At 65.5% G+C, this 24,508-nt stretch carries 23 protein-coding genes and 1 tRNA gene; 7 read left to right on the forward strand and 17 right to left on the reverse strand.

What is annotated here, in order from left to right; all coding sequences use genetic code 11:
- Positions 1–20: 20 nt before the first annotated feature.
- On the reverse strand, positions 21–857 hold the full coding sequence (locus QQS52_RS08620; protein ID WP_472773472.1) for a tRNA (adenine-N1)-methyltransferase: 837 nt from the start codon (positions 855–857) through the stop codon (positions 21–23).
- 83 nt (positions 858–940) lie between these two features.
- Positions 941–2,215: a M18 family aminopeptidase gene (locus tag QQS52_RS08625; protein ID WP_472773473.1), complete on the reverse strand. Its 1,275-nt coding sequence runs from the start codon at positions 2,213–2,215 to the stop codon at positions 941–943.
- Positions 2,216–2,261: 46 nt separating this feature from the next.
- On the opposite strand from QQS52_RS08625, the gene QQS52_RS08630 reads away from it, so the two are divergent.
- The gene (locus tag QQS52_RS08630; RefSeq protein ID WP_472773474.1) at positions 2,262–3,125 is read left to right on the forward strand and encodes a RecB family exonuclease; all 864 of its coding nucleotides are present in this window, start codon (positions 2,262–2,264) and stop codon (positions 3,123–3,125) included.
- 147 nt (positions 3,126–3,272) lie between these two features.
- Here the strand turns inward: QQS52_RS08630 and QQS52_RS08635 are convergent, their stop codons facing one another.
- The 9 genes from QQS52_RS08635 to QQS52_RS08675 form a co-directional block, all read right to left on the reverse strand.
- On the reverse strand, positions 3,273–4,937 hold the full coding sequence (locus QQS52_RS08635) for a formate--tetrahydrofolate ligase (protein WP_472773475.1): 1,665 nt from the start codon (positions 4,935–4,937) through the stop codon (positions 3,273–3,275).
- Positions 4,938–5,074: 137 nt separating this feature from the next.
- Positions 5,075–6,382 carry an anaerobic C4-dicarboxylate transporter gene (locus QQS52_RS08640; protein ID WP_472773476.1) on the reverse strand — a complete coding sequence of 436 codons (1,308 nt, stop codon included), beginning with the start codon at positions 6,380–6,382 and terminating at the stop codon, positions 5,075–5,077.
- Between the two features lie 232 nt (positions 6,383–6,614).
- Positions 6,615–8,180: an aspartate ammonia-lyase gene (aspA, locus tag QQS52_RS08645; protein WP_472773477.1), complete on the reverse strand. Its 1,566-nt coding sequence runs from the start codon at positions 8,178–8,180 to the stop codon at positions 6,615–6,617.
- A gap of 112 nt (positions 8,181–8,292) precedes the next feature.
- The gene (hisG, locus tag QQS52_RS08650) at positions 8,293–9,138 is read right to left on the reverse strand and encodes an ATP phosphoribosyltransferase (RefSeq protein WP_472773478.1); all 846 of its coding nucleotides are present in this window, start codon (positions 9,136–9,138) and stop codon (positions 8,293–8,295) included.
- Positions 9,139–9,219: 81 nt separating this feature from the next.
- The gene (locus QQS52_RS08655; RefSeq protein ID WP_472773479.1) at positions 9,220–9,483 is read right to left on the reverse strand and encodes a phosphoribosyl-ATP diphosphatase; all 264 of its coding nucleotides are present in this window, start codon (positions 9,481–9,483) and stop codon (positions 9,220–9,222) included.
- Between the two features lie 51 nt (positions 9,484–9,534).
- On the reverse strand, positions 9,535–10,296 hold the full coding sequence (locus tag QQS52_RS08660; protein WP_472773480.1) for an HAD family hydrolase: 762 nt from the start codon (positions 10,294–10,296) through the stop codon (positions 9,535–9,537).
- A gap of 99 nt (positions 10,297–10,395) precedes the next feature.
- The gene (locus QQS52_RS08665; RefSeq protein ID WP_472773481.1) at positions 10,396–10,776 is read right to left on the reverse strand and encodes a hypothetical protein; all 381 of its coding nucleotides are present in this window, start codon (positions 10,774–10,776) and stop codon (positions 10,396–10,398) included.
- A gap of 24 nt (positions 10,777–10,800) precedes the next feature.
- Positions 10,801–12,039: a cysteine--1-D-myo-inosityl 2-amino-2-deoxy-alpha-D-glucopyranoside ligase gene (gene mshC, locus QQS52_RS08670; protein WP_472773482.1), complete on the reverse strand. Its 1,239-nt coding sequence runs from the start codon at positions 12,037–12,039 to the stop codon at positions 10,801–10,803.
- 104 nt (positions 12,040–12,143) lie between these two features.
- Complete coding sequence (locus tag QQS52_RS08675) at positions 12,144–12,968, reverse strand: undecaprenyl-diphosphate phosphatase (RefSeq protein ID WP_472773483.1); 825 nt, start codon at positions 12,966–12,968, stop codon at positions 12,144–12,146.
- 257 nt (positions 12,969–13,225) lie between these two features.
- Here QQS52_RS08675 and QQS52_RS08680 point away from each other — a divergent pair, with 257 nt between their 5' ends.
- Together QQS52_RS08680 and QQS52_RS08685 are read left to right on the forward strand one after the other, a co-directional pair.
- Entirely contained in the window at positions 13,226–14,257 is a 1,032-nt protein-coding gene (locus tag QQS52_RS08680) for a hypothetical protein (protein ID WP_472773484.1), read from the forward strand.
- Between the two features lie 12 nt (positions 14,258–14,269).
- On the forward strand, positions 14,270–15,379 hold the full coding sequence (locus QQS52_RS08685) for a quinone-dependent dihydroorotate dehydrogenase (RefSeq protein ID WP_472773485.1): 1,110 nt from the start codon (positions 14,270–14,272) through the stop codon (positions 15,377–15,379).
- 127 nt (positions 15,380–15,506) lie between these two features.
- On the opposite strand, the gene QQS52_RS08690 is transcribed toward QQS52_RS08685, so the two are convergent.
- Positions 15,507–15,896: a hypothetical protein gene (locus QQS52_RS08690; RefSeq protein ID WP_472773486.1), complete on the reverse strand. Its 390-nt coding sequence runs from the start codon at positions 15,894–15,896 to the stop codon at positions 15,507–15,509.
- A gap of 14 nt (positions 15,897–15,910) precedes the next feature.
- Positions 15,911–16,447: a YbhB/YbcL family Raf kinase inhibitor-like protein gene (locus QQS52_RS08695; RefSeq protein ID WP_472773487.1), complete on the reverse strand. Its 537-nt coding sequence runs from the start codon at positions 16,445–16,447 to the stop codon at positions 15,911–15,913.
- Between the two features lie 303 nt (positions 16,448–16,750).
- Between QQS52_RS08695 and QQS52_RS08700 the strand changes: the two genes are divergently transcribed.
- From QQS52_RS08700 to QQS52_RS08710, 3 genes are all read left to right on the forward strand, one after another.
- Positions 16,751–16,836: transfer RNA gene (locus QQS52_RS08700), tRNA-Leu, on the forward strand.
- A gap of 141 nt (positions 16,837–16,977) precedes the next feature.
- Positions 16,978–17,727 (forward strand): TVP38/TMEM64 family protein, encoded by a 750-nt coding sequence (locus tag QQS52_RS08705; RefSeq protein ID WP_472773488.1) that lies wholly within the window; start codon positions 16,978–16,980, stop codon positions 17,725–17,727.
- Between the two features lie 70 nt (positions 17,728–17,797).
- Complete coding sequence (locus tag QQS52_RS08710; RefSeq protein ID WP_472773489.1) at positions 17,798–18,367, forward strand: MarR family transcriptional regulator; 570 nt, start codon at positions 17,798–17,800, stop codon at positions 18,365–18,367.
- On the opposite strand, the gene QQS52_RS08715 is transcribed toward QQS52_RS08710, so the two are convergent.
- Positions 18,364–19,218, reverse strand: coding sequence for a DUF3097 domain-containing protein (locus tag QQS52_RS08715; protein ID WP_472773490.1), 855 nt, complete (start codon positions 19,216–19,218; stop codon positions 18,364–18,366). The two genes, QQS52_RS08710 and QQS52_RS08715, sit on opposite strands and share 4 nt — an antisense overlap.
- A 33-nt stretch (positions 19,219–19,251) precedes the next feature.
- Between QQS52_RS08715 and QQS52_RS08720 the strand changes: the two genes are divergently transcribed.
- On the forward strand, positions 19,252–20,028 hold the full coding sequence (locus QQS52_RS08720; RefSeq protein ID WP_472773491.1) for a hypothetical protein: 777 nt from the start codon (positions 19,252–19,254) through the stop codon (positions 20,026–20,028).
- Here the strand turns inward: QQS52_RS08720 and QQS52_RS08725 are convergent.
- The 3 genes from QQS52_RS08725 to QQS52_RS08735 form a co-directional block, all read right to left on the reverse strand.
- The gene (locus QQS52_RS08725) at positions 20,025–21,110 is read right to left on the reverse strand and encodes a ferrochelatase (protein WP_472773492.1); all 1,086 of its coding nucleotides are present in this window, start codon (positions 21,108–21,110) and stop codon (positions 20,025–20,027) included. The genes QQS52_RS08720 and QQS52_RS08725 overlap by 4 nt on opposite strands.
- A gap of 47 nt (positions 21,111–21,157) precedes the next feature.
- On the reverse strand, positions 21,158–23,041 hold the full coding sequence (locus QQS52_RS08730) for a DIP1281 family NlpC/P60 protein (protein WP_472773493.1): 1,884 nt from the start codon (positions 23,039–23,041) through the stop codon (positions 21,158–21,160).
- Between the two features lie 814 nt (positions 23,042–23,855).
- The gene (locus tag QQS52_RS08735) at positions 23,856–24,371 is read right to left on the reverse strand and encodes an Rv1476 family membrane protein (protein WP_472773511.1); all 516 of its coding nucleotides are present in this window, start codon (positions 24,369–24,371) and stop codon (positions 23,856–23,858) included.
- Positions 24,372–24,508 lie beyond the last annotated feature (137 nt).

Raw genomic sequence — 24,508 nt, forward strand, 5'->3', positions numbered from 1 at the left:
ATCCCCCACGGCAATTTCTCCTATCGGCGGGCGCGGCGCTGCGGGCGCGGAGGCGTCACCCCGTCGGCCAGGCGGCGGGTCCAGATGAGGAAGGCGGTATGCGCGTTCATGCGGTGCTCCGGGCGCGTGGCCAGGCCCTCGACCTTCCACTCGCGGACCAGGGACTCCCAGGCGCGCGGCTCAGTAAAGCACTTGAGCTGGCGGATGCCCTCCATTACCTTCATCAGTTGTGGCACGGTGGCCACATACGTCATGAAGACCCCGCCCGGGATCAGCAGGTCGCGGACCTTCTCCAGGTGCTCCCAGGGCTCCAGCATGTCCAGGATGATCCGGTCGACCGGGCCGCCCAGGTCTTCGACCTGCACGTCCGCCAGATCGCCCAGGCGCGGGGTCCACCACTCCGGCGTCTGACCAAAATATTCCTTGACGTTGTCCACGGCGTATTCCAGGTGGTCGTCGCGCACCTCGTAGGAAAAGACCTTGCCCTCCGGGCCGACCGCGCGAAGCAGGGTCATCGACAGCGCGCCCGAGCCGGCGCCGGCCTCGAGCACGCGCGCGCCCATGAAGATATCTCCCTCGACCAGGATCTGGGCCGAGTCCTTGGGGTAGATAACGGCGGCGCCGCGGGGCATGGACAGCACGTGGTCCACCATCAGGTGGCGGAAAAGCAGGAAGTCCGAGCCCAAGCTGGAGGTGACCACCGAGCCCTCGTCGAGGCCTACGATCTGGCTGTGCTCGATGATGCCCTTGTGGGAGTGGAACTGACCGCCTTCGGCCAGGACGATGGTGTAGTGCCGGCGCTTGGCATCGGTGAGCTGGACTCGGTCGCCGTACTGGAAGGGGCCGGAATAGGCCATGTGCTTGTTGCTCCTTGCATCTCATTGGGCCAGAAAGGCTGGCCCGCCGGTTTTAACATTGGGGACCAGTCAACTCGGCCATTTTAGCCGACCAAGTATTCCAGCAGGGCGCCGAACAGGGCGGCTTGGTCAGAAACGCCGACCATCTCGCGCGCCGAGTGCATGGACAGCATGGGCACGCCGATGTCCACGGTCTCGATTCCTAAGCGGGTAGCGGTAATCGGCCCGATGGTGCTGCCGCAGGGCACGTCGTTGTTGGCCACGAAACGCTGGAAGGGCACTCCCGCGCGCCGGCAGGCGTTTTCCCAACGGGTAATGGATTCGGAGTCAGAGGCGTAGCGCTGCTTACCGTTGATCTTGGTCACCGGGCCGTGGCCGATGAGCGGCTGGTGGTGCGGATCGTGCTTCTGAGCGTAGTTGGGGTGCACCGAGTGCGCCGCATCCGCCGACACGCAGTGCGAGTGGGCGAAGACGCGGAAGAGATCGTCGCCGGTCGAGCCCAGGGCGACGGCGGTGCGCTGCAGGATGTCGGCCAGGATGGGACCGGCCGCGCCGTACCGCGAGTTGGAACCGATCTCCTCGTGGTCGAAGGCGGCCATAACCAACACGTCCGGGCCGTCGTAGTCCTGGGCTGCGGCCTTGAAGGCCTCCAGACTGGCGTGTACGGAGCTTAAATTATCCATCCGGCCCGCGGCGATAAACTCGTCTGCCGGTCCGAACAGTCCGGCCGGCTGCGCGGCGGCGGTAATTAGGTTGAACGCGGCGATGTCGGTGGCCTGCACGCCCAGCTGCTCGGCGACGTACTCGCCCAGCGAGGCGTACTTGCCGTTAGCGCTGAGCTGCCAGACTGGCTGCAGGTGGAACTGGCGGTCCGGGGTGAAATCGTCCTTGCGCACCATGTGGATTGCCAGGTTCGGGATCCGCAGGATGGGGCCGGTGTTGACCAGATGGGTGCTCTGATCCCGCAGGGTCACCTGGCCGGCCAGGGTCAGCTCCCGGTCAAACCAGGAGTGCAAGATCGGCCCGCCGTAGACCTCCACCCCGATCTGATCCCAGCCGGCCTGCTGGAAATCCGGCTCGGGCTTGACGGTGAACCCGGGCGAGTCCGTGTGGGAGCCGACAATCCGAAAGCCCCGCAGCTTCTCGCCCGCGCCCTCGGCCAGCCGCGGCGGGACGATATAGGCCATCACGGCGCCGCCGCGGACCACCACGTGGCCGCCCGGGCTCACGTCCCAGGCGTCTTCTTCACGTTGGCGTTGGAACCCGGCTGCCACCAGCTCGCGCTCCACGTTGCCCGCGGCGTGGTAGGAACTCGGGGAAGCGTCAATGAAGTCGAGGAATTCCTGCGTGCTAGTCATACCCTCTACCTTGCCACGACAGCGCGCGCGATAGGGTAAAAACACCATGACTCAATCTTCCCAACCCGCTACCCCGGCCCAGCCCCGCAAACCTCGGCCGTTGGCTCTTTCCCCCTCCCGCGCCTCCGATTACCAGCAGTGCCCCCTGCTCTACCGCTTCCGCGCGATCGACCGCCTCCCCGAGCCCAAGACCCTGGCGCAGGTCAAGGGCACCCTGGTCCACGCCGTCTTGGAGGAGATGCACGAGCTGCCAAGGCAGGAGCGCACCTACCCGGCCGCGGTCAAGATGATTAAGCCGGCGTGGGAGAAGATGCGCGCCGGGGATGACGAGTTGGACGAGCTGGTCCCCGAAGACCAGACCCTCGACTTCTTCGTCCAGGCACGCGCGCTGGTCAAGGGCTATTTCGAGATGGAAAACCCCCAGGGCTTCGACTGCCAAGAAGTCGAGATGTACGTCAACACGGTCCTGCCCAACGGCGTGCCCGTGCGCGGGTTCATCGACCGCGTCGACGTCGCCCCCACCGGGGAGGTCCGCGTGGTCGACTACAAGACCGGCAAGAAGCCGGCGCCTAGGTTTAGCCACTCGGCGCAGTTCCAGATGCGCTTCTACGCGCTGGTCTACTGGCGCCTGCTGGGCACCATCCCCACTCAGCTGCGCCTAATGTACCTCAAGGTCATCGACTCAATGTTCCTGGCCCCCAGCCGCGAGGAGCTCGAGTACTTTGAGCGCGATCTCGGCGAGCTGTGGGCGCGCATCGAGGGCGACGGCAAGGCCGGCACCTTCCACCCGAAGACCTCGAAGCTGTGCGGCTGGTGTTCCTTCCAGGACCTGTGCCCGGCCTTCGGCGGCACTCCCCCGGCCTACCCGGGCTGGCCCGGTTCTGCGGCCGATCCCGCCTCCAAAAACTAGCCAGACTGCCGCAGCGCCCACTATTCTGCCCCGGTCCGACCGCGGCACGACCTGCAGAAAAACCTACGTAACGCGTTAAACCCCACGGCCCGAAACGCGGAGGTTCGGGGGCCGTGGGGTCTAGCAGTCTTTAGAGCTATGTGGAGCCTAGAACAGGCCAGAGATGAGGCCGTCGGCGTCCACGTCGATGTTGTTGGCCGCCGGCTTCTTCGGCAGGCCCGGCATGGTCATGACGTTGCCGGTCAGCGCGACCACGAAACCGGCGCCGGTGCGCGGCAGAAGCTCGCGCACGTGCAGGGCGTGCCCCTCCGGGGCGCCCAAGGCCTGCGCGTCGTCCGAGAAGGAGTACTGGGTCTTCGAGATCACCACCGGGAGGGCGTCCCAGCCGTTGTCCTTCAAGTACTTCAGGTCCTTCAGCGCCTTGGAGCCGTACTCGACCTTGTCCGCACGGTAGATTTCCGTGGCGATCTTCTCGATGGAGGCCTCGATGCCCTCGCTCGGGTCGTACAGCGGCGCAGAGTTGCCACCCAGGTTGTCCAGGACGATCTGGCCCAGCTCGAGGGCGCCGTCGCCGCCCTTGGTGAAGACCTCGACCTCGGCCAGCTGCACGCCGACCTTCTCGGCCCAGTCGCGCATGAAGTCGCGCTCGGCCTGGGTATCCGAGGGGAAGAGGTTGAGCGCAACCACCGGGGTGACGCCGAACTTGCGTACGTTTTCGACGTGGCGTTGCAGGTTGACCACGCCCTTTTCGAGGGCCTCTACGTTTTCGTTGGTCAGCTCGTCCTTGGCCACGCCGCCGTTGTACTTCTGGGAACGGATGGTGGCCACCACCACGGCGGCATCCACATTCAGCTCGCCGAAGCGGGACTTGATGTCCACGAACTTCTCGCCGCCCAGGTCGGCGCCGAAGCCGGCCTCGCTGAGCACGACCTCGCCGTATTCCAGGGCGGTCTGCGTGGCCAGCAGGGTGTTGCAGCCGTGCGCGATGTTGGCGAACGGGCCGCCGTGCACGAACGCGGGGGTCCCGCCCAGAGTCTGGACCAGGTTCGGGTTAAGGGCATCGCGCATCAGGGCGGTCAGGGCGCCCTCGGCCTCCAGGTCCCGGGCGGTGACCGGGGCCTGGTCGTAGGTGTAGCCCACGGTGATGTCGCCCAAGCGCTTCTTGAGATCCTCCAGGCTGGTGGCCAGGCCGAGGATCGCCATGATCTCGGAGGCGGCCGTGATGGTGAACCCGGTCTCCGCCGGCACGCCGTGGGCCGGGCCACCCAGGCCGGTGACGACGCCGCGCAGGGCGCGGTCGTTGACGTCCAGGCAGCGCTGCCAGGTCACCCGCCGCGGGTCGATGTTCAGCTGGTTGCCCTGGTGGATGTGGTTGTCGATGATGGCGGCCAGCGTATTGGTCGCCGCGGCGATGGCGTGCAGGTCGCCGGTGAAGTGCAGGTTGATGTCCTCCATGGGGACGATCTGGGAGTAGCCGCCGCCGGCGGCGCCGCCCTTGATGCCCATGACCGGGCCCTGGGAGGGCTCGCGCAGAGCTACGATGGCCTTCTTGCCCAGCTTCGCGATGGCGTCGGTGAGACCGATCAGGACGGTGGACTTGCCCTCCCCGGCCGGCGTCGGGGACACGCCGGTGACCAGCACGAGCTTGCCGTGCTCGCGGGAGTGGTCCAGCTTGGTGATATCCACCTTGGCCTTGGTGGTGCCGTACGGGATGAGGGCGTCGGCCGGCAGGCCGGCCTTCTCCGCAATATCGGCGATGGGCTGCAACTGGTGGGACTGAGCGATTTCTACATCGGAAGGCTGAGTAGTCATAGCCCCTATCGTACCGACGCTCACGCCTCCTGTGGCCGGTTTAACTCAAAGACCCGGAAGCAAAGAAAACCACCCCGGTCCCGCGCTAAGGCGGGCCGAGGTGACGACGATGGGGATGGCCTCCTCTCCTCGGTGGCTTAGACCACCACTGCCCCGATGGCGTAGCACAGCACGATGGACAGCACGATGCTGACCACGCCGGGGACCAGGAACGGGTGATTGAAGACGGCCTTGCCGATCCGGGTCGAGCCGGTGTCGTCCATCTCCACCGCGGCGAGCAGCGTCGGGTAGGTCGGCAGGACGAACAGGGCGGAGACCGCCGGGAACGCGGCGAGCGCGGTCAGCGGGCTAACGCCTAGCGCCAGCGCGGCCGGCATGAGGGCCTTGGTGGTAGCGGCCTGGGAGTACAACAGGGCGGCGGCCAGGAAGAGCACGACGGCCAGCAGCCACGGGGTGGCCTGGATGACGTCACCGGCCAGGACCTGGATGTCCTCGATGTAGTGGTTAATCAGCGTGGTGCCCAGCCAAGCCACGCCCAGCACACAGACGCACGCGGACATGCCGGACTTGAAGACCTGGGTGTTCAGGACATCGCCGGCCGGGATCTTGGTGGCCATGACGATGGCAGTGGCGGCGGTGAGCATGACGGCCATGATGGCCTCGTTGCGCGGGAGCGTCGGATCCGCAATCAGGCCGACCTGGTCCGAGGTGATGGTGGCCCAGAGCATGACGATGATGATGGCGACCAGGAAGATGAGGACCGACAGCTTCGCGCCCGGTGCCGGGCTGAAGGAGGATGCCCCGATGGGCTCCTTGACGCGGCCGGCGGCCTTGCGCTCGAGGTAGACCGGGTCATCGTCGAGTTCCTTGCCCATCTTGTTAGCCAGCCAGGCCGCGGGGAAAATCGACAGGAAGGTCGCCGGGATGAGGACGGCCAGCACCTGCAGGTAGCCCACGCCGGCGGGCTCTAGCAGGGAGGCCATCAGCACGACGGCGGCGGAAATCGGCGAGGCACAGATGGCCATCTGGGAGGCGACCACCGCGATGGACAGCGGGCGCGACGGGCGCACGCCGCCCTCCTTGGCGACCTCCACGATGACGGGCATGGTCGAAAACGCGGTGTGGCCGGTGCCGGCGAGCACCGTCATCAGCCAGGTGACGACCGGGGCGAAATAGGTGATCTGGCGGGGGTTCTTGCGCAGCAGGCGCTCGGCCAAGTGGACGAGGTAGTCCATGCCGCCGGCGCGCTGCATGGCGGCGATGGCGGCGATGACGCACATGATGATACCGATGACGTCGAACGGGATGTCTTCGCGGGTGACGGGCACGCCGGTCAGGCCCAAGGCGAGCACGCCCAAGCCGCCGGCGAAACCAATGGCGATAGACCCCAGCCGGGCGCCCAGGAAGATTGCCGCAAGGACAATCAAGATATGGATAACAACCATGGAGGTCTCCAAACGTTGTAAAAAATTATCACTACGTTACTATTGTGCCCTGCCGACGTGATTCATCCCAATCGAAATGCCCGGTTGTGTTGATTGCCACACCCGCTTCGGTGGATTGGCGTCCGTTAGGGCATAAACAACCCCTCCCGGCCGCGGGACTGACTCGCCTTCTCAGGGAACCAGCCTCCGCAGCGGGAGGGGATGCCTAGCGCTGAGCTCTACTTTTTAGGAATTAGTTCTCGTCCATGTAGAGCTTGCCGCGGAACTCCGGGTGCATGAGGTTTTCCACGGACAGCACGCGGTCCAGGGTGGCCTCGTCCAGCAGGCCCTTTTCCAGGACCAGGTCGCGCACGCCCTTGCCGGTCTCCAGGGACTCCTTGGCGATGAGGTCGCCGTTGTGGTGCCCGATGAAGGGGTTCAGGTAGGTGACGATGCCGATGGAGCTTTCCACGTAGTGGCGGCAGACGTCCGGGTTGGCGGTGATGCCCTCGACGCACTTCTCGCGCAGGGTATCGACCGCGTTGCCCATGATGCGGATGGACTGGAACAGGGCCTCGCCGATGACCGGCTCCATGACGTTGAGCTGCAGCTGGCCGGCCTCGGCAGCCATGTTGACGGTGATGTCGTTGCCGAAGACCTTGAAGCAGACCTGGTTGACGACCTCCGGGATAACCGGGTTGACCTTGCCCGGCATGATGGAGGAACCGGCCTGGCGGGCCGGCAGGTTGATCTCGTTCAGGCCGGCTCGCGGGCCGGAGGACAGCAGGCGCAGGTCGTTGGAGATCTTGGACAGCTTCATGGCCGCGCGCTTGATGGCCGAGTGCAGCAGCACGTAGGCGCCGCAGTCGGAGGTGGCCTCGATGAGGTCGCGGGCGGTCTTCATCTCCAGGCCGGTAACCTCGGACAGCGCCGCGGTGACCTGGTGGCGGTAGCCGGCCGGGGTGTTCACGCCGGTGCCGATGGCGGTAGCACCCATGTTGATTTCCAGCAGGCGGGCCTGGGCGTCGCGCAGGACGGACTGCTCTTCCTGCAGGTTGTGGGCAAAGGCCTTGAACTCGTCACCCAGGGTCATCGGTACCGCGTCCTGCAGCTGGGTGCGGCCCATCTTCAGGATGTCCTGGAACTCGTTGGCCTTGACGCTAAACGCGTTCTGAAGGGCGTCCATGCGCTCGATCAGCTGGTTGATGGAGGCGTACAGGCCCAGGCGGAAGCCGGTCGGGTAAGCGTCGTTGGTGGACTGGGACATGTTGACATCATCGTTCGGGTTGATGATGTCGTATGCGCCCTTTTCCTCGCCGAGGTATTCCAGCGCCAGGTTGGCGATGACCTCGTTGGTGTTCATGTTGACCGAGGTGCCAGCGCCGCCCTGGAAGACGTCCAGCGGGAACTGGTCCATGCAGCGGCCCTCTTCCAGGATCTGGTCGCAGGCCCACATGATGGCCTCGGCCTTCTTCTTCGGCAGGGTGTGCAGGCGGCGGTTAGCCATGGCGGCGGCCTTCTTGACCTGGGCCATGCCGCGGATGAACTCCGGGATGGAGTTGATGGTCACGTACGAGATCTGGAAGTTGTCCATGGCGCGCATGGTGTGCACGCCGTAGTAGGCGGAGTTAGGAACTTCCATCTCACCGATGAGGTCCTGCTCGACGCGGGACTTCTTCGCCTTGGCAGCGGTCTGCTGCGACTGCTTGGTCTCCTGGGTGGACTTAGCAGAATCGGGGGCGTTTGCGGCAGCGGTGGTTTCCTTGTCCTGGACGTCCTCAGAAGGCTTCTTAGTATCCTTCTTGGCATTCTTTGCCATCTCGGCGACGCTCCTTTGCGTTAATTGGGGGTTGAATTTAAGTACTTCAAATACTTGACCCCCATGGTAGCTAGCAAAGGAATTTTAGAATCCTCGCGCCGAAGGTGTACCCCTAAATGCGGGCAATGCGTAGTTCGGAACCCAGAATCGCCTCCGCACCGAGGCCGGAAAGATCATCCATCAGCTGGTTCGCCTGCTTCTTCGGTACCAAAGCGCGCACCGCTACCCAGCCCTCGCGGGCCAGCGGGGAGACCGTCGGGCCGGTAAGCCCCGGGGTGATCTCCGAGGCAGCCGCCAGATTCTCCTCGGCGATGTTGTAGTCAATCATCAGGTAGCGGCGGGCGTTCAAGATGCCGCGCAGGCGGCCCAGGAGGATTTCTTCCTCGCGGCTCACGGTCGCACCCTGGCGCTTGATGACCACGGCCTCGGAGCTAATCAGCGGTTCGCCGAAGGGCTCCAGCCCCTGCTCGCGCAACGTGCGACCGGTGGAGACCACGTCGGCGATGACGTCGGCCACGCCCAGGCGAATGGAGACCTCCACTGCCCCATCCAGGCGGATGACCTCGGCGTCCAAGCCACGCTCGGCCAGATCCTTGCGAACCAGGTTCGGGTACGAGGTGGCAATGCGCTTGCCGCCCAGCTGGTCCACGCTCCAGCCCTCACCCTTGACCCCGGCATAGCGGAAGGTCGAACCACCAAATCCGAGATCGAGGATTTCCTGGACGTCGGCCTTGGCGTCGGCGGCCAGGTCGCGACCGGTCACGCCGATATCCAGCACGCCCTTGGCGACGTAGATGGCGATGTCTTTCGGCCGGAGGAAGAAGAACTCAACACCGTTGGCCTCGTCGACGACGTTGAGCGACTTGGAATTGCCGCGGGACTTGTACCCGGCTTCCGCGAAGATGGACATCGCGGCTTCGGACAGCGAGCCCTTATTGGGCACTGCAATAGTGATCATGCGTGTGTCTTTCTTCCCTGCTGGTATGTACTCGGGTGGGCTGGGAGCAGCGCCCGCGCTTAAGGAAGCGCAGCGGGTGCGCTAGAGGTACTTGTAGATGTCCTTGGGCTCGAGGCCACGGGCCAGCATCATCACTTGCGTCCAGTAAAGCAACTGTGAAATCTCCTCCGAGAGCTCCTCGTCGGACTCGTATTCGGCCGCCAACCAGACCTCGCCGGCTTCCTCGATGACCTTCTTGCCGATGTGGTGCACACCATGGTCCAGGGCGTCGACGGTGCCGGACCCCTCCTGCCGCTCGGTGGCCTTGGTTTTTAGCTCTGCAAATAAATCATCGAAGGTTTTCACGCCATCTATTGTTCCATAGAAATTAGCGCCGAGGCGCTCAGCGCGCGCCTACTACCCCCGATATGCGGTCATCTGGCGCCACCAGGCGTAGACATCCGCAACCCCAGCCGGGGCTACATGGCGGGTACCGTGCAGCTCGGATATCTGGACCACGCCGTCGGGCACGACCACGTGATCGTCTTCCGGCAGGCCGATGACCCGGCACCCCGCCTCGACCGCCGCGGTCATGCCGGCCGTGGAATCCTCAAAGACGAGGCAGTCCCCCGGGTCGGCGCCGACGCTGCGCGCGGCCTGGAGGTACATGTCCGGCGCGGGCTTTCCGGTGGGCACCTCGTCGCCGCAGATCGTGTCGAAGAAAAACTCCGGTCCAATGGCCGCGATGGCCCCGTCGGCGACGTAGCGCTCCGTGTTGGTGGTCACCAACATCGGAAGGCCGTCCGCGTGCAGCTCGCGCAGCAGGTCGCGGACGCCGGGAAAGACCTCCAGGTTTCCGGCGAAAAGTTCCCGGACCTTGGAAAGCATCAGCTTCCGGTACTTCGGGTAATCCTCCTCGGTCAGCGTCACCCCCGCCTTCGCCGCGCAGATTTCCAGCGTGGTGGCGAAGGTCGAGCCGACCGTGGCCAGCCGTTCCGTCGGCGTCAGGCGGTTGCCTAGGGTCTCCGAGAGGTAGAACGTCGCTTCCGCCCACAACGGCTCGGAATCAGTCAGCGTGCCATCCATATCCCAGAAGATGGCCTGGGGACGCTCCGGCGATCCGTGGTCGCTTAGGGTCTGGGCGGCGTCGCGCGGGTGGGACTCGCTAGGAAGCGGCATAAAATTCGTGACTACTTTCTTCTTGGGTCGGCACATTCGCGCCCAGGCGCGCGGGCGCACAGCTGCGCCAGTGATGGCGCCGGGGCGTGGCGGCGGGGACTAATCCAGCTCGGGGATCTGGGCCAGGGCCTCGTCGTCCGCACCGGTCGCGGCAGAAGCCGAATAGATAAGCTCGGCGAGCTCCTCCTTTTCCTCCGGCTCCAGCACCGCGTAGTCGTTGGCCTTGTTGAAGGCGGCCAACTCCACCTGCCGCTTGGCGATCACTGCGGCAAGGACGTCGCTGTTCGGATCATCCGGGACCGCGTCCAGGTCATCCAGCAGGCCTTCCAGGATCTCCTTGAGATCCGGCAGGACGGCTGGGTCGAAGGGCTGGTCCCAGAATTCTTTCTCGTCTTCCTTCAGGTAGTCGCCCGTGGCGAAAGACTTGAGGTTGGCAATGAACTCATCGACGGTGGGCTGGAAATCTGCGCGAATGCTCATGCGCTTAATTCTTACTCAATTCCGCTACGCTCGCACGCCGAGCAGGCTCCGGAGCGCGACCGTCACCAACTGCTGGGAGGCCGGGTCATCCTCGCCGCGCTCGCCGGCGGCCCACTCGTCGAGGGCTTCCAGAACACGCGGGGTATCCAAGTCGTTGGCCAAGGCGGCGCGGATGTCGTGGACTAGTTCCTCGGCCCGCTCGCGCGAGCCGGCGTGTTCTAGCGCCTCGCGCCAGGTAGCCAGGCGCTGCTGGGCGGCGGCCAGGACCTCGTCGGACCAGTCCCGGTCGCTGCGGTAGTGGCCGGCGTAGATGCCGATGCGGATGGCCGAGGGCTCCACGCCCTGCTCCACCAGCTTGTGCACGAAGACGAGGTTGCCCAAGGACTTGGACATCTTGGTCCCGTCCAGGCCGATCATGCCGGTGTGGACGTAAAAATCGGCCATGCGGTCTACCCCCAGGCCGGCCTCCGCGTGGGCGGCGGAGAACTCGTGGTGCGGGAACTTCAGGTCGCTACCGCCGCCTTGGATCTCGAAGGTCTTGCCCAGGCGGTTGGTCGCGATAGCCGAACACTCGACGTGCCAGCCCGGGCGGCCGGGCCCGAACGGGGATTCCCAGGCCGGCTCGCCGTCGCGGTGCGCGCGCCAGAGCAGCGCGTCCAGCGGGTTGCGCTTGCCGGCGCGGTCCGGATCCCCGCCGCGCTCGGCGAAGAATTTCTCCATCTCCTCGCGGCTGTAGTTGGACTCGTAGCCGAACTGCTCCGTGGCCTCGATGGAGGCGTAAACGTCCGGGTACTCCGGATCATCGACCACGTAGGCGGCGCCGCGGTCGAGCAGCTTCTGGACCAGCTCGATAATCTCGTCGACGGCTTCCATGGCGCCGACGTAGTCCCGCGGCGGGATGACCTCCAGCAGCTCCATGTCGGAGCGGAAGAGATCGATCTGGGAGGTGCCCAGCTCGCGCCAGTCCACGCCGTCGCGCTCCGCGCGCTCAAAGAGCGGGTCGTCGACGTCGGTGATGTTTTGCACGTAGTGGACGCCGTGGCCGTTATCCATCAACATGCGGTTGACCAGGTCAAAGGTCACGTAGGTCGCCGCGTGCCCGAGGTGCGTGGAGTCGTACGGGGTAATCCCACACACGTACACACCCGCCTGCGGGCCGTCGACCTTGACCTCGCGGACGGCGCGGTCCGCGGAATCAAAAAGCTGCAGGGGAACAGAAGCGCCCGGGACGGGCTGGATTTCGGGCTGGGGCCAAGTATGCATGCCCACCATCGTAACGCCGAGTCCCACCGACGCGCATAACGCCACCGCCGGGCCTGTACGACCCACGGGCGAACTTGATCCTCCCCCGAATCTTTATGGCGCCCTTAGGGATGCAGCACGCCGAAGGCCAGCAGGGCCATGACAAAGAGGCCGACCGGGATGCGGTAGGCGGCGAACCAGGAGAAGGAGTGGTTGGCCACGAACTTCAGCAGCCAGGCGATCGCGGCGTAGCCGACGACGAAGGCGATCGCCGTGCCGACCAGCAACTGGGTTCCGGTGGCGGATTGGCCGACGGTCGGGCCGAAGGCATCATCCAGCGAAAACAGGCCGGAGGCCAGCACCGCCGGGATGGCCAGCAGGAAGCTGAAGCGGGTGGCCACCTCGCGGTCAAGCCCCAAGAAGAGGCCGCCGGAGATGGTGCCGCCGGAGCGAGACACGCCCGGGATAAGTGCCAGGCACTGGCACAGGCCCATGATGATGGCGTCCTTCATGGTCAGCTCGTCGAAGCCGCGGGTCTTTTTACCCATCTTTTCGGCCAGGATGAACACAAAGGAGAACAGGACCAGCATGGCCGCGGTGATCCACAGGTTGCGCAGCGCGTCCCGGATGAGGTCCTTGCCGAAGAAGCCGATGATCCCGATCGGGATGGAGCCGACGATGACCATCCAGCCCATCTTCCAGTCCTGCCCGCGGGAGTCCTTGTCGACCCAGCCGCGGAACCAGCCGGCCAGGATCTGCCAAATGAGCTTGGCGAAATAGACCACGACGGCCAGCTCGGTGCCGAGCTGGATAACCGCGGTGAAGGATGCCCCGGCGTCCTGGCCCCAGAAGAGCTCGGAGACAATGCGCAAGTGTCCCGAGGAGCTGACGGGGAGGAACTCGGTGAGGCCCTGGACTATAGACAAGACGATGACTTGCAACCAGGACATGTCTGATTGTTCTACGCCTGCTTGGGCGAGGTACTGCACGTTATTCACTCGGAACAGCATACTGACGCCCCCGTACCCCACGCGAGGACCACCCCGGGCGAGTCCGACTTTCGAAGCAAGCTCACACCTTCCATTCAGTTCGGGATAATTCCCCTGTGCTGCCTCTGCCCGCTACCGCCTGCGGCCGGCCGGGCTGCGGCTGGTGGGGGCTGGTGGGACTGCTGGATTTCGGGGTCTGACTGCTAGGATGACTGTCTGTGACTTCTAAGACCGGTTTCGCAGTAATGACTGTCTCCGCAGTCTCCGCCCTAGCTCTCGCGGGGTGCCAACAGACCCCGCCGGAAGAGGAGGCGGACGACGGCGCCACGGTAGGCAATGCAACCCCGGCCGACTCCCTCGCCGCCACCGACCCCGACGGCGAGGTCGTCGAGCTGCCGCGGGAAATCGCGCAGGTAACCGACATGGCCGCCACCGGCGAGACCATCGCCGTGCGCAGCGCCGATCACCTGGCCGTGGGCGACGCCGCTGCCTTCCAGGACGGCTCCGCCGCGGTGGTGGAAATCCCGACCGATTGCGGCCAGCTGACGGCCGCCGACAACGAGTTCCTACTCGGCTGCGGCAAGGAGGTGCTTTCCTTCGACCCGGCACGTCCCGAGCAGCCGGAAAAGATCGCTGTCGACGAAGAATTCCCCGTCACCGCCGCCGCGCGGACCTCATCCGGGGAGCTTTTCGTGGCCTCCGATCAGGCCACCGACGTCGCCATCTACACCGACGGCGAGCGCAGCGACTCCTTCGCCGTCGAAGACGCGACCGACCAGCTACTGGCGGTCCCCAACCAGGACGGCACGGACAACGTGGTGCGCACCTTGCGGGCGGATTCGACCATCCAGTCGCTGGACTGGGAGCAGTCCCGCGCGGGCGGCCGTCTGCGCGTGGGCGTCGGACTGGGCCAAGCCTCGGTCGGCGACAACGGCACCATCGTGGTCTCCGATACCTTGGGCGAGCGGGTAGCCATCTACAACGCCGAGGACGTCATCCGCCTGCACCAGTACGGCAACACCGACGGGGTACCGTGGGCCACGGCCTGGGACGAGTCCCGGCAGCTGGCGTGGGTGACCACGACCGACAACAACCAGGCGCAGGCCTTCGAGATTTCCCACGGCGTTCCGGAGGAGCGCGCGAAGGTCTCTACCGTCGCTAACGCACAGAACATGGTCGCGCTCAGCGACGGGACCATCGCCATTGCTTCCGCCACCGGTGACGGACTGCAGATCATTAAAGATATCTAAGGAGTTTCTACAATGCCCAGCATTTTCCGCACCGTCCGGGGCAAGGTTTACGATGCCGCGCTCAAGGCTATGTTCCAGATCGACGCCGAGCGCATCCACCACCTGATGAGCTCGGCCCTCCACGGCTTCCACGTGGCCTGGCCGCTCAACCGCGGGCTCAACAAGGTCCTGCCCGTCAAGGACCCGGTCCTGCGGCAGACCGTCTTCGGTGTGGACTTCCCGCGCCCGCTCGGCCTGGCGGCCGGCTTCGACAAGAACGCCACCGCCGCGGACGCCTGGGGACCCATCGGTTTCGGTTACGCCGAGTTGGGCACCGTCACCGCCGCGGCCCAGCCGGGCAACCCGGCTCCCCGGCTTTACCGCCTGCCCAAGGACAAGGGCCTGCTCAACCGGATGGGCTTTAACAACCAGGGAGCGGAGGAAGTCGCCCGCAACCTGCGCGCCCGCCGCAGCGACGACGTCATCGGCATCAACATCGGCAAGACCAAAGTCACCCCGGTGGACCAGGCCGTGGACGACTACCGCCGTTCGGCCTCCGTCCTGGGCTCGCTGGCCGATTTCCTGGTGGTCAACGTCTCCTCCCCGAACACCCCGGGCCTGCGCGACCTGCAGGCAGTCGAGTCGCTGCGCCCCATCCTCACCGCCGTTGCCGAGGTCACCCCGGCCCCGGTCTTGGTGAAGATCGCCCCGGACCTGTCCGACGAGGACGTCCTCGCCGTCGCCGACCTGGCCCGCGAGGTCGGCCTGGCCGGAATTGTCGCCACCAACACCACCATCTCCCGCGAGGGGCTGCAGACCCCGGCCGCTAAGGTCGAGGCCATGGGAGCCGGCGGCATGTCCGGCGCGCCGGTGGCGCAGCGCTCCCTGGAGGTGTTGCGCCTGCTCCACGAGCACCTGGGCGGCGAGCTGCCCATCGTCTCGGTCGGCGGCATCTACACCCCGCAGCAGGCCTGGGAGCGCATCACGGCAGGCGCCAGCCTCCTGCAGGGCTACACCCCGCTCATCTACGGCGGCCCGGACTGGATCCGGGACATCCACCTAGGGATTGTCCAGCAGATCCGCGCCCACGGCCTCGGCAACATCAGCGAGGCGGTCGGCTCCGGGCTACCGTGGAAGAACTAAACACTGCCAAGAGCTAGCAGAAACTAAAAAGAGCTAGGGCTGCGCGTGCAGCCCTAGCTTTTATTTTTAGCTCTCTTCATCTTTGAAATAGCCCGTCGGCGCATCCCGGCACCGGTCAGCCCTCCCCTTAGGAGCGAGGAGCCAGGCTGCGGCGTAGCGCGAGGGCGCAGACCAGCGCCAGGCCGGCGTAAATGAGCAGCCACCACTGGCCCATCACGGCGAGCTGCGCCGTGGGCAGGAAGCGGCTGGCGATGATAATGAGCACCGCCCCGCCCAGAGCCACCACCTGGGCGATACTTGGGCGCTGATCCTTGCGGATGGTGGCGAAAGCGCCGATGATAAGCGCGGCTACCACCAGCGCCACGCGGGCTGGGGTCCACACGAAGGGGCTCATCCACCCTTCGGTGAGCACCGCGACGAAGGTCATGATGACGAGGACGAGTGCGACAGCAATGAAAGCTCCGCCCACTCGCAACTGCAGCGGGATCGTCACCCCGGGATTGTCGTTGTTGGCCATGCGCTAAGTGAGGACTACTTCTCCTCGTACCAGCCCCACAGGATGGCGCGGCCAATGGCGTGGAAGTGCAAGTTAAAGCCCAGGACCGTCGGGGTCGCGTCCGGGTCGATGTCCAGCTTCTCCCTGTCCACCGCGTGGACGGCGTAGAGGTAGCGGTGCGGGGCGTGGCCGGCCGGCGGCTGCGGGCCGTGGTAGGTGCGCTTGCCGGAGTCGTTGCGCAGGGAGATAACTCCCTCGATGCCCAAGTCTTCGGCGGCACCGGCGTTGGTGGGCAGTTCCGCGACGTCGGCCGGGATGTTGAAAGCGGCCCAGTGCCAGAAGCCGGCGGCCGTCGGAGCGTCCGGGTCGAAGCAGGTCACGGCAAGGGACTTGGTGCCCTCCGGCAGGTTGGACCACGCAAGCTGCGGCGAAACGCTCTCCGGGGCGCGGAAGCGCTCGGCAATCTCGTCACCGTCGACGAGGTCGGAGGACGACAGCGCAAACGACGGGAGATCCCGCAACGGGGCGTACGGGTCGGGGCCAGGGAACCGAGAATCGTTGTAAGAAGTCATACTCCCATTTGTACCGGAAAACACATTCCCTGTCTGTCAGTAACGCCCACCATATTCATCGCCCCACCGCAGACCGGAGTGTGGCCTCAATCCAAGAGTAGAACTACCTCGCCGGTCGCCCCGCGTCGCGCTCGCGAATGGCGCCGAGCCTCCCCTTGCCCACCCAGCGAGGGAAAGGAACTTCCAAACAATGGTTCCATAATCACGCGGGCGTTTACCGCCTTGTGCTGGCGATTTGTTTGCCCGCCGCCGGCAGGCTAGAGTTTTGGGAGTGCCGAAGCCGGTCACGGCTGAAAACACCCTGCCCGGGTGGCGGAATGGCAGACGCGCTAGCTTGAGGTGCTAGTGTCCTATTAACGGACGTGGGGGTTCAAGTCCCCCTCCGGGCACAACACTCCCCGCGTTCTTTCACCAAGAACGTGGGTTTTTCTTTTCTACCCAGAACGTGCGCGCACAGGTGCGAACAGGATTGACGTAGAACTGGAAAGAGAGTAAAGACAGAACAGAGGCATAAAAGCAAGGTGTCCGGCATGCACGATGAGAACTCCGCGCGAGGCTGGTTGCGCAGCTTTGGCGGGTTCCTGGCCCAAGTATTCCGCGACGCCGTGCGCACGTTGTGCGGGCTGGGCTGGCGGCGCTGGTCGGTCATTCTGCTGGCCGTGGCCGCTCTCGCGGTGGCGGCGCGCTATGTCGACGTGCCGGAGCTAACCGACCTGCGGGCCGGCGCCCAGCAGTACGGCGACTTCTTCGTCGTACTTTTCGCGCTGTCCTATATCGTCTTCACCCTCTTTCCCCTTCCCCGAACCATCTGGACCGTCGCGGCGGGCATCCTCTTCGGGCCGGTGTTGGGGCTTGGGCTGGCGCTGGTTTGTCTGACCGTCTCGGCCGCGCTCGCCTTCCTAGGCGTGCGCACCCTCTTCGGCGAGTGGATGCGCCCGCGGCTGTCCCACCCGGCGGTGGCCGGCCTGAACGCCCGCCTGGCCCGCCGCGGATGGCTGGCCATCTGCAGCCTGCGCCTGGTGGCGGGCGTTCCCTTCTCCTTGCTCAACTACACCGCCGCGCTGACAAGCATCCCGTTCTGGCAATTCGTCACCGCGACCTTGGTCGGCTCTGTCCCCACGACCGTCATCGGCGTCTTCTTCGGCGAGGCCCTCACGAGCGGGATCTCCCCCTGGATCCTCGCCGCGTTCCTGATTGCCGCAGCCGCCGGGCTGCTGGGCCTCTATGTTGAGTCCCGGCTACCCCAACCTACCGTCAGTCAAGCCCAGGACGTAGACTAGAAAGAAAGGTCAAGGCTTTTGCCTTGCCGAGATTCCCTATTGTCCGCTTACTGGAAGGAGCTGGATCCCTATGCTCGCCGTGCACGCTCGTTACCGCGGTTCCTCCATGCACCGCGCCGACCTCGTTAAGCGTTCCGCCCGGGCGCTAGCCACCCTCGACGGCGTGGACGACTTCACCATCCTCGGGGTCGAGGACATCTGCACCGTAGTGGACTCCCCCTCCTCTGTCTGCGAGGTCGTCATGGCGCTGCTGGCCGACGGCGACTGGGCCGTGGGGATCGGCCTGTGCCCCAGCGCCACCGATAAGGCCGTAGTGCGCGCGACGGCCTCCGGGGCCTTGGGGCGCTCCGCCCGCGCCGGCCAGGTGAGGGCCAAGACGGACGTGCGCGCCCGCAAGTGGGAGGCCGACGATATCGCCGCAGCCTTCGGCCTGCTGGGCTACGTGCTCCACAAGCGCACCGCCGAGGGGCGCGAGGCCACCTCTCTGGTGCGTTCCGGCTACAACCAGAACGAAGCGGCCGAGCAGCTGGGCATCTCTAAACAGGCCATGTCCCAGCGCCTGCAAGCCGCCGGCTGGGCAGCCGAGAGCGCCGGCTGGCAACTAGCCGTCCGCCTGTTGGAGCGAGGCAACCAGGCCTAGAGCAGGTCCTCCTTGCTCAGGTTCGGGGTGGTCACGAAATCCACCAGGCGCTCGACCGCGCCGATCAGGCTGGGCTCCAGATCCCGGAAGGAGTTCACCGCGCTGTAGACGCGGTGCCAGCCCTCCTTCGGATCGGACCAGCCCACCCGCTTGCAGATGCCCGTCTTCCAATCCTCGCCGTAGGGCACGTCCGGCCAGCTTTTCAGTCCGAGGCGCTCCGGTTTTACCGCGGCCCAGATATCGATGTAGGGGTGGCCGGTGACCAGGCAGTCCGGGCCGACTTCGCGGGTCAGCCGGCTCTCCTTGCTGCCTTCGACCAGGTGGTCGGCCAGCACGCCGATGCGGCGCCCGGGCTCGGGGCTGAATTCCGCGAGCCGCTCCTGCAGGTTGTCTAAGCCCTCGAGGTATTCGACGACCACGCCCTCAACGCGCAGGTCGTGGCCCCAGACCTTCTCCACGATGGCGGCGTCGTGGATACCTTCGACCCAGATTCGCGATGGCGCGGCGATCTTGGCCTCCAAGTTTTCTACCCTCCGGGAGCCGGAGTTAGAGCGGCGCGGGGCCTGCTTTTCCACGTGCCTCACCAGGGTCACGGGCTCGCCCTCAATGAGGAAACCGCCCTTGACCAGGTTAAAGACGCGCTCGTTGCCGTGGCGGTCGGCGAGCCGGACGACCTCACCGAAAACCGTCTTGTCCACGCCTTGGATCGCGCCGGTGAATTCTTGCTCGTCCCCGCGGACCTCCACCACGAGTCCGGGCTCGGCGGGCACTTCCGGGTAGCTCTTCGGCTGCTTGCGCGCGTGTCCGGCGAAAATATCGCCGCCGTAGGGGTCTCGGGAGTTGAAGCTCATGGCGGTACATTTTATCTACTACACTGTGCCGTCATGGATATGCGCGCCGAGGTATGGTCACCCCTGCAGAACACGGCCGTCTGGTTGGGGGCCTGGCTCTACCACCACGAGTCCACGGATGCGACGCTACAGGCACTAAAAGAACTGGGCGGGCCGGTCTACGTCCGCCACGGCGAGGCCGGGATCGAGCTGCTGCGGCTTATCCGCGACAACGCCGCCGGCGACGCCGAACTTTCGCCCAGTGCCCGGCCCGAGCCGGCGCTGCGGCTCATCCTCTCCGGGCCCGGGGACCCACCCGCCTTGCCCGCGGGTACGGCAGCCGCAGAGCACGTGGCGGCGAACGGCGCCGGCGGCATCGTCGTGCGCACCGTAGACCCCGAGCGCCACGTGGTCTTGGCCCCCGAGTTCCACGACGGGGCGACCTGGTGGTTCGATTACGAGGTCACCGGGCGGCTGCCCGAGCCGGCCTGGCTGAGCCCCGGGGAGGCCAACGCTGTGCTATCGGCTGCGACGGAGGAATCCGCGCAGCTTATCGAGGCCAGCGGGCAGCGCAAGATAAACGCCGCCGACGCCCGGCTGACCGTCGGCACGCTGGCGGACTTCTACGACACCCCCGGCCTGCCGTCGTGCGTGCCGGGACGCGCGGCCAAGCTTTTCGCCCGCGCCGATCGCGTCGCGGCCATTATCGAAACGGTCACGGATCGCCTGGGGGATCACAGCCTGGATCCGCAGCTGCTGCGCCTGTGGCGACACATCCGCCAGGCGCGCATGGCCGGGGTGGCCTACGCGCTCAGCGACTTCGCCCGCTAGCTGGATTTGCGCAGCGACCAGATGTCGCAGCAGCCCGGTGCGCAGGGCTCGCCGTTAACGGTGCATCCCTGGGTGGTGACCTCGCCGAGATCCTCACGGGGCGCGCCGGCGGTCATCTCCTCGATGAGGTCGACGATCATCTCGGTAAAGGCCAGGGTCGGCCCGGCGGTGCGGGTGCGCGACATTTCGACGCCCATCTCGCGGCAGGCCTCGGCCAGCTCCGAGTCCAGGTCCCAGATGACCTCCATGTGGTCGGAGATGAAGCCGACCGGGCAGACGACGATCGCGTCCACGCCCTCGTCGTTGTGGATGTCGGTGGCGTGGTCGACGATGTCGGGCTCCAGCCACGGCGTGGCCGGGTTGCCGGAGCGGGAGTTCCACACCAAGTCGTAGCGCCCGATCCCCGCCTGCTCGGCGATGAGTTTGGCCGCTTCCGCCACCTGGCGGGAGTAGAGGTTCTTGTCGCCTTCCGCGCCGCCGACGGCGTCGTGGGCGTTCGGCACGGAGTGGGCGGTGAACAGCACGCGGGTGCTATCCCACTTCTCCTGCGGGATCTCGGCGCAGGCCTCCTTGAGCGCGCGGGCCATCTCCCCGACGAACTTCGGGTGGGAGTAGAACTGCCGCAGCTTGGTGAACTCGATCTCGGGCAGGCCCTTGTCCGCCAGGTGCTCGCGCATGGCGACGATGTCCTCGTCGTACTGCCGGCAGGCCGAGTAGCCGCCCCACGCCGAGGTGGCGAAGACGAGCACGCGGCGCACGCCGTCGGCGGCCATCTCCTCCGCAGCCTCGTTGCCGAAGGGGTGCCAGTTGCGGTTGCCGAAGTACACCGGCAGGTCCATCCCGCGGCGGGCGAGCTCGCCCTTGACGTTGTCGATGATTTCGCGGTTGAGCCCGTTTAGGGGGCTGACACCATCGAAGTGGAAGTAGTGCTCGCCGACCTTGACCAGGCGCTCCCGGGGGATGCCGCGGCCGCGAGTGACGTTCTCCAGAAATGGGACGACCTCCTCGTTTCCTTCCGGGCCACCGAAAGAAAGAACGAGGAGGGCGTCATAGCCAGGATTAGTCTGTTGTGCGTCAGTCATAATCCTGACAGTACCAACTAAAGTTGGTGGCTTAATATTCGGCGACGCTAGATGAGACGTACGGCATACGGTGCCATACCCCCGTAGCGCACCGGAGATTTCTGCACGTTCTGGCCCGACTGCGGGGCCTCCAGCATCATGCCGTCGCCCAGGTAGATGGCGACGTGGTGCGAGGCGTTGGGGCCGTAGAAGATCAGGTCACCGCGCTCCATCTCGGAGGTCGGGATCTTCTCGCCGTGGTCGTACTGGTAGCCGGTGAAGTGCGGCAGGGAGATGCCGACGCCGGCGAAGGCGTAGATCACCAGGCCGGAGCAGTCAAAGCCGACCTTGTTGTAGTCGCCGAAGGAGTCGGCCACCCCGCCGTCGCGGATGCCCTGGGTCGGGCCGTTGGCGTCGCCGCCGCCCCAGGCGTAGGGCACGCCAATCTGGGATTCGGCTCGGGCGATGACGGCCTCGATCTGGGCCTCGCGGCCCATGTCGGAGACCGCGTCGCTGGCTTCTTCCGTCACCGAGTCAGAGGTCTCGAGGTCCTCCAGAACGCCGCCCAGCTGGCTGGTCAGATCCGCGTCTTGGTCACCCTGGCCCTCGCCCTGCAGGGCCGGCAAGCTACCGGTGGACTCGTCCGCGGTCGCCTCTTCCAGCTGCGTGTGCACCGGCTGGGAACCGGCGACGATGCCTTGGGCCACGGCCATGGCCGCGCTCGACAGCAGCGCCATGTCTTCCTCGGAAGAGCCGTTTTCGTTAGAGCTCAGCTGGTCGCCGGAGGCCGCCTCGCCCGCGCCGGAACGCTGGGCCGGCTCCAGACCTTGGACGGTCGGCTCGTTCTCCTTCGAGTCGCCGTGGCCCGCGCCGGAATTCTCCGCGCTGGTGGAGGTAGCCGAGGAATCGCTAGACTCGGTCGGCTCTGCGGACGCGGTCGAGTCGGTGGACTCAGCCGCGGTAGAGGACTCCGACGCGGAAGCGCTCTCCGCCGTCGGAGTCTGCGCCGAGGTGCTGTTCTGCGCGCCCGACTGGGCGGAGGAGGACTCCCCCCGCGGGGCGGCCGAAGAGGTAGCCGTGGCGGACTGGGAGCGGCCGCTGCCGGAAGCCTCCTTGTCGTCCTTGTCGGCCTTGGCTTCGCTGGTGGAGCCGTGGTTGCCGCGCGGCGAGTGGCCGCGGGCCTCATCCAATGCTTCCTGGGCGTCTTCTTCCTGGAGGGCCAGTTCGTTGCGCTCAGCGGAGATCTTTTCGACCTCGGCCAGGGAATCCTCCAGGGTCTTGCGCGCGTCTTCCTCGGCGGAGGTCGCGCGCTCCTCGCGCTGGTCGGCCAGTTCCTTGGCCAGGCGCAGCTGGGATTCCTTGTTCGCCTTCTGGGTGCGGACCTTTTCCAGGTCCTCAACAACGGCGCGTTGCTTGTCCGACTGGCCCGCCAGGTAGCTCTGGCGCTCCAGCTTCTCAGCGCGCGCGTCAGCGCCGGCGGCGTTGGTCACCGCGTCCGAGGTCCCGGAACGGCGGTAGACCGAGCGAGAAATCTCGTCGAGCTTCTCCTGGGCTTTTTCGACGTCCACCTGGGCGCCGTTGAGCTCATCCTTGGCGGCGGCCGCGCCATCGCGGGCCTGCTGGGCCTCGGTGCGCGCGTCCTGGAGATCGACCAGAGCTTGGTTGACGATTTCGCGGTAGCGGCCGATCTCGCCTTCCAGGCGCGAGATCTCGCCCTGGACGTCGGCGATGGCGCCGGCGACATCGGAGATCGAGCTGCTGCCCCGGCTCAGTTCACGGGTCAGCCGCTGGAGGTCATCCCCCGGCTCATCAGCGTTGGCAACGGTAGGGGTCAAGGTGGCGACGGTAGACAGCGTTGCCGTGCAGGCAACTGCGGAAAACGCCGCCCGGAAACGGGACTTGATAGAACGGCCGGATTTACTCCGCGCGTTCACATTGGATGTGGTGGCCACGAATATGCTCCTTGGCCAGCAACCTAGGCGTGTTGAGACAGACCTACCTCGCACAAAGGTATGCCGAAACCTCTCCTCCTCGACCGTCAACGCATACGCGCGCTCGCCCACTCACGCGATCCGCGCGGCCGGCGTGCGGACTCAGGCACAGACTTCCCCATCGGCATGAGTTCCTCGCACAGCAGCCCCTGGATTCTGGGCACGTGCCCGGTCGGATGACCTCCGGGATGGCCCCTGATGTGGGTGCGGCACTTATCGAAAACAGTAAAGGCTTAAGGCTTGTCTCCTCCTAGCCTGCCGGCAATACAAAGATTGGACATTAACTCCAACCCATGAGCCAAACAGCAAACGCGGCACAACCGTTGGACCCCGACCACAACTGCCCTTCGCCGGGTCTTGGCGTGCTTCCCCACATGCCCGTACCGCGTGCGCTTAGACGTTCCAGTCAAGCCTCAAACCGTGAACCATGTTCCACAATTCACCTCATGAGTTGCTATAGGAAACCATAGAGCACATACACCACATCCCGCATATATTTCCCACAAACCACAGGAGTTAAGTAAAGCCACAGCACTTAACATTCCGCCGTCACCAGCACCGTTACCAACTTGAGATTTTGTTTGTGATTTTCATCATGTTTCCCCTAGTTTCGCCCCGCTGCCCGCACCCCGGACTATTAGCTACCCGACAGATCGAAAAAGCGGTCAACCTTCTAGCGTTGACCGCTTTCCGTGCAACGGGCGCCCACCAACGCCCACCAGTGCCGTTTTATTCCCGGGCTTCCACGGCCAGAAGTGACCGTTCCGTTATGTTTCTATCTTCCGCCCAGGCGCCCGGCGTTCCCCGAGTGGGCGGTGGCGCCCGCGCCAATGCCTCCTGCCGCCTGCCGGAAGGCCCACACTCCGCCGACGAGGGCGACCACGAGAACCACGAGTGCTGCCACCGGGAGGTAAAAGGTCGGAGTCTGGTCGACACCGTCGTAGAAGGCGTCCAAGGCCGCGGCCTGGGTGAGCCCTGCCGGTACCCCGGACTGGGCGGACTCGATTTCTGCCCGGGACAGGGAATCACTCACCACTGAGATTGTCCCCGGCGACTGGACAATGACCGTGTCTAGGCCAGTGGCGTCCTGCAGCTCCTGGGCCACGTCGCGGTAATCGGCCGGCATGCCACCTGGCACGTCGACGACCGCAATGCCGTCGCCGTCACGTAGGGCGGCCTGCGCGTCAGCCTGGGCGGCCGGGTCCCCCGCTAAAACGGGGTTAGTAAAAGCAACGGAATCTTCGGAAAGTTGTTCCGCCAAGCCCGGAACATCTACCCCCTGCGGAATCATCGCCACGCCTCCTTATTGTCTCCCAATCGCGACCTCAGTCCCCCACAGCAGCGCGCTGAGCTGGGAATAGGCAAAAACCGTCCGGTTTGTTTACCGGGCCAGATTACGCACTCATCTATCCCCCACGGGCATCCGAC

It is taken from the genome of Corynebacterium sp. 1103A (genome assembly GCF_055700955.1).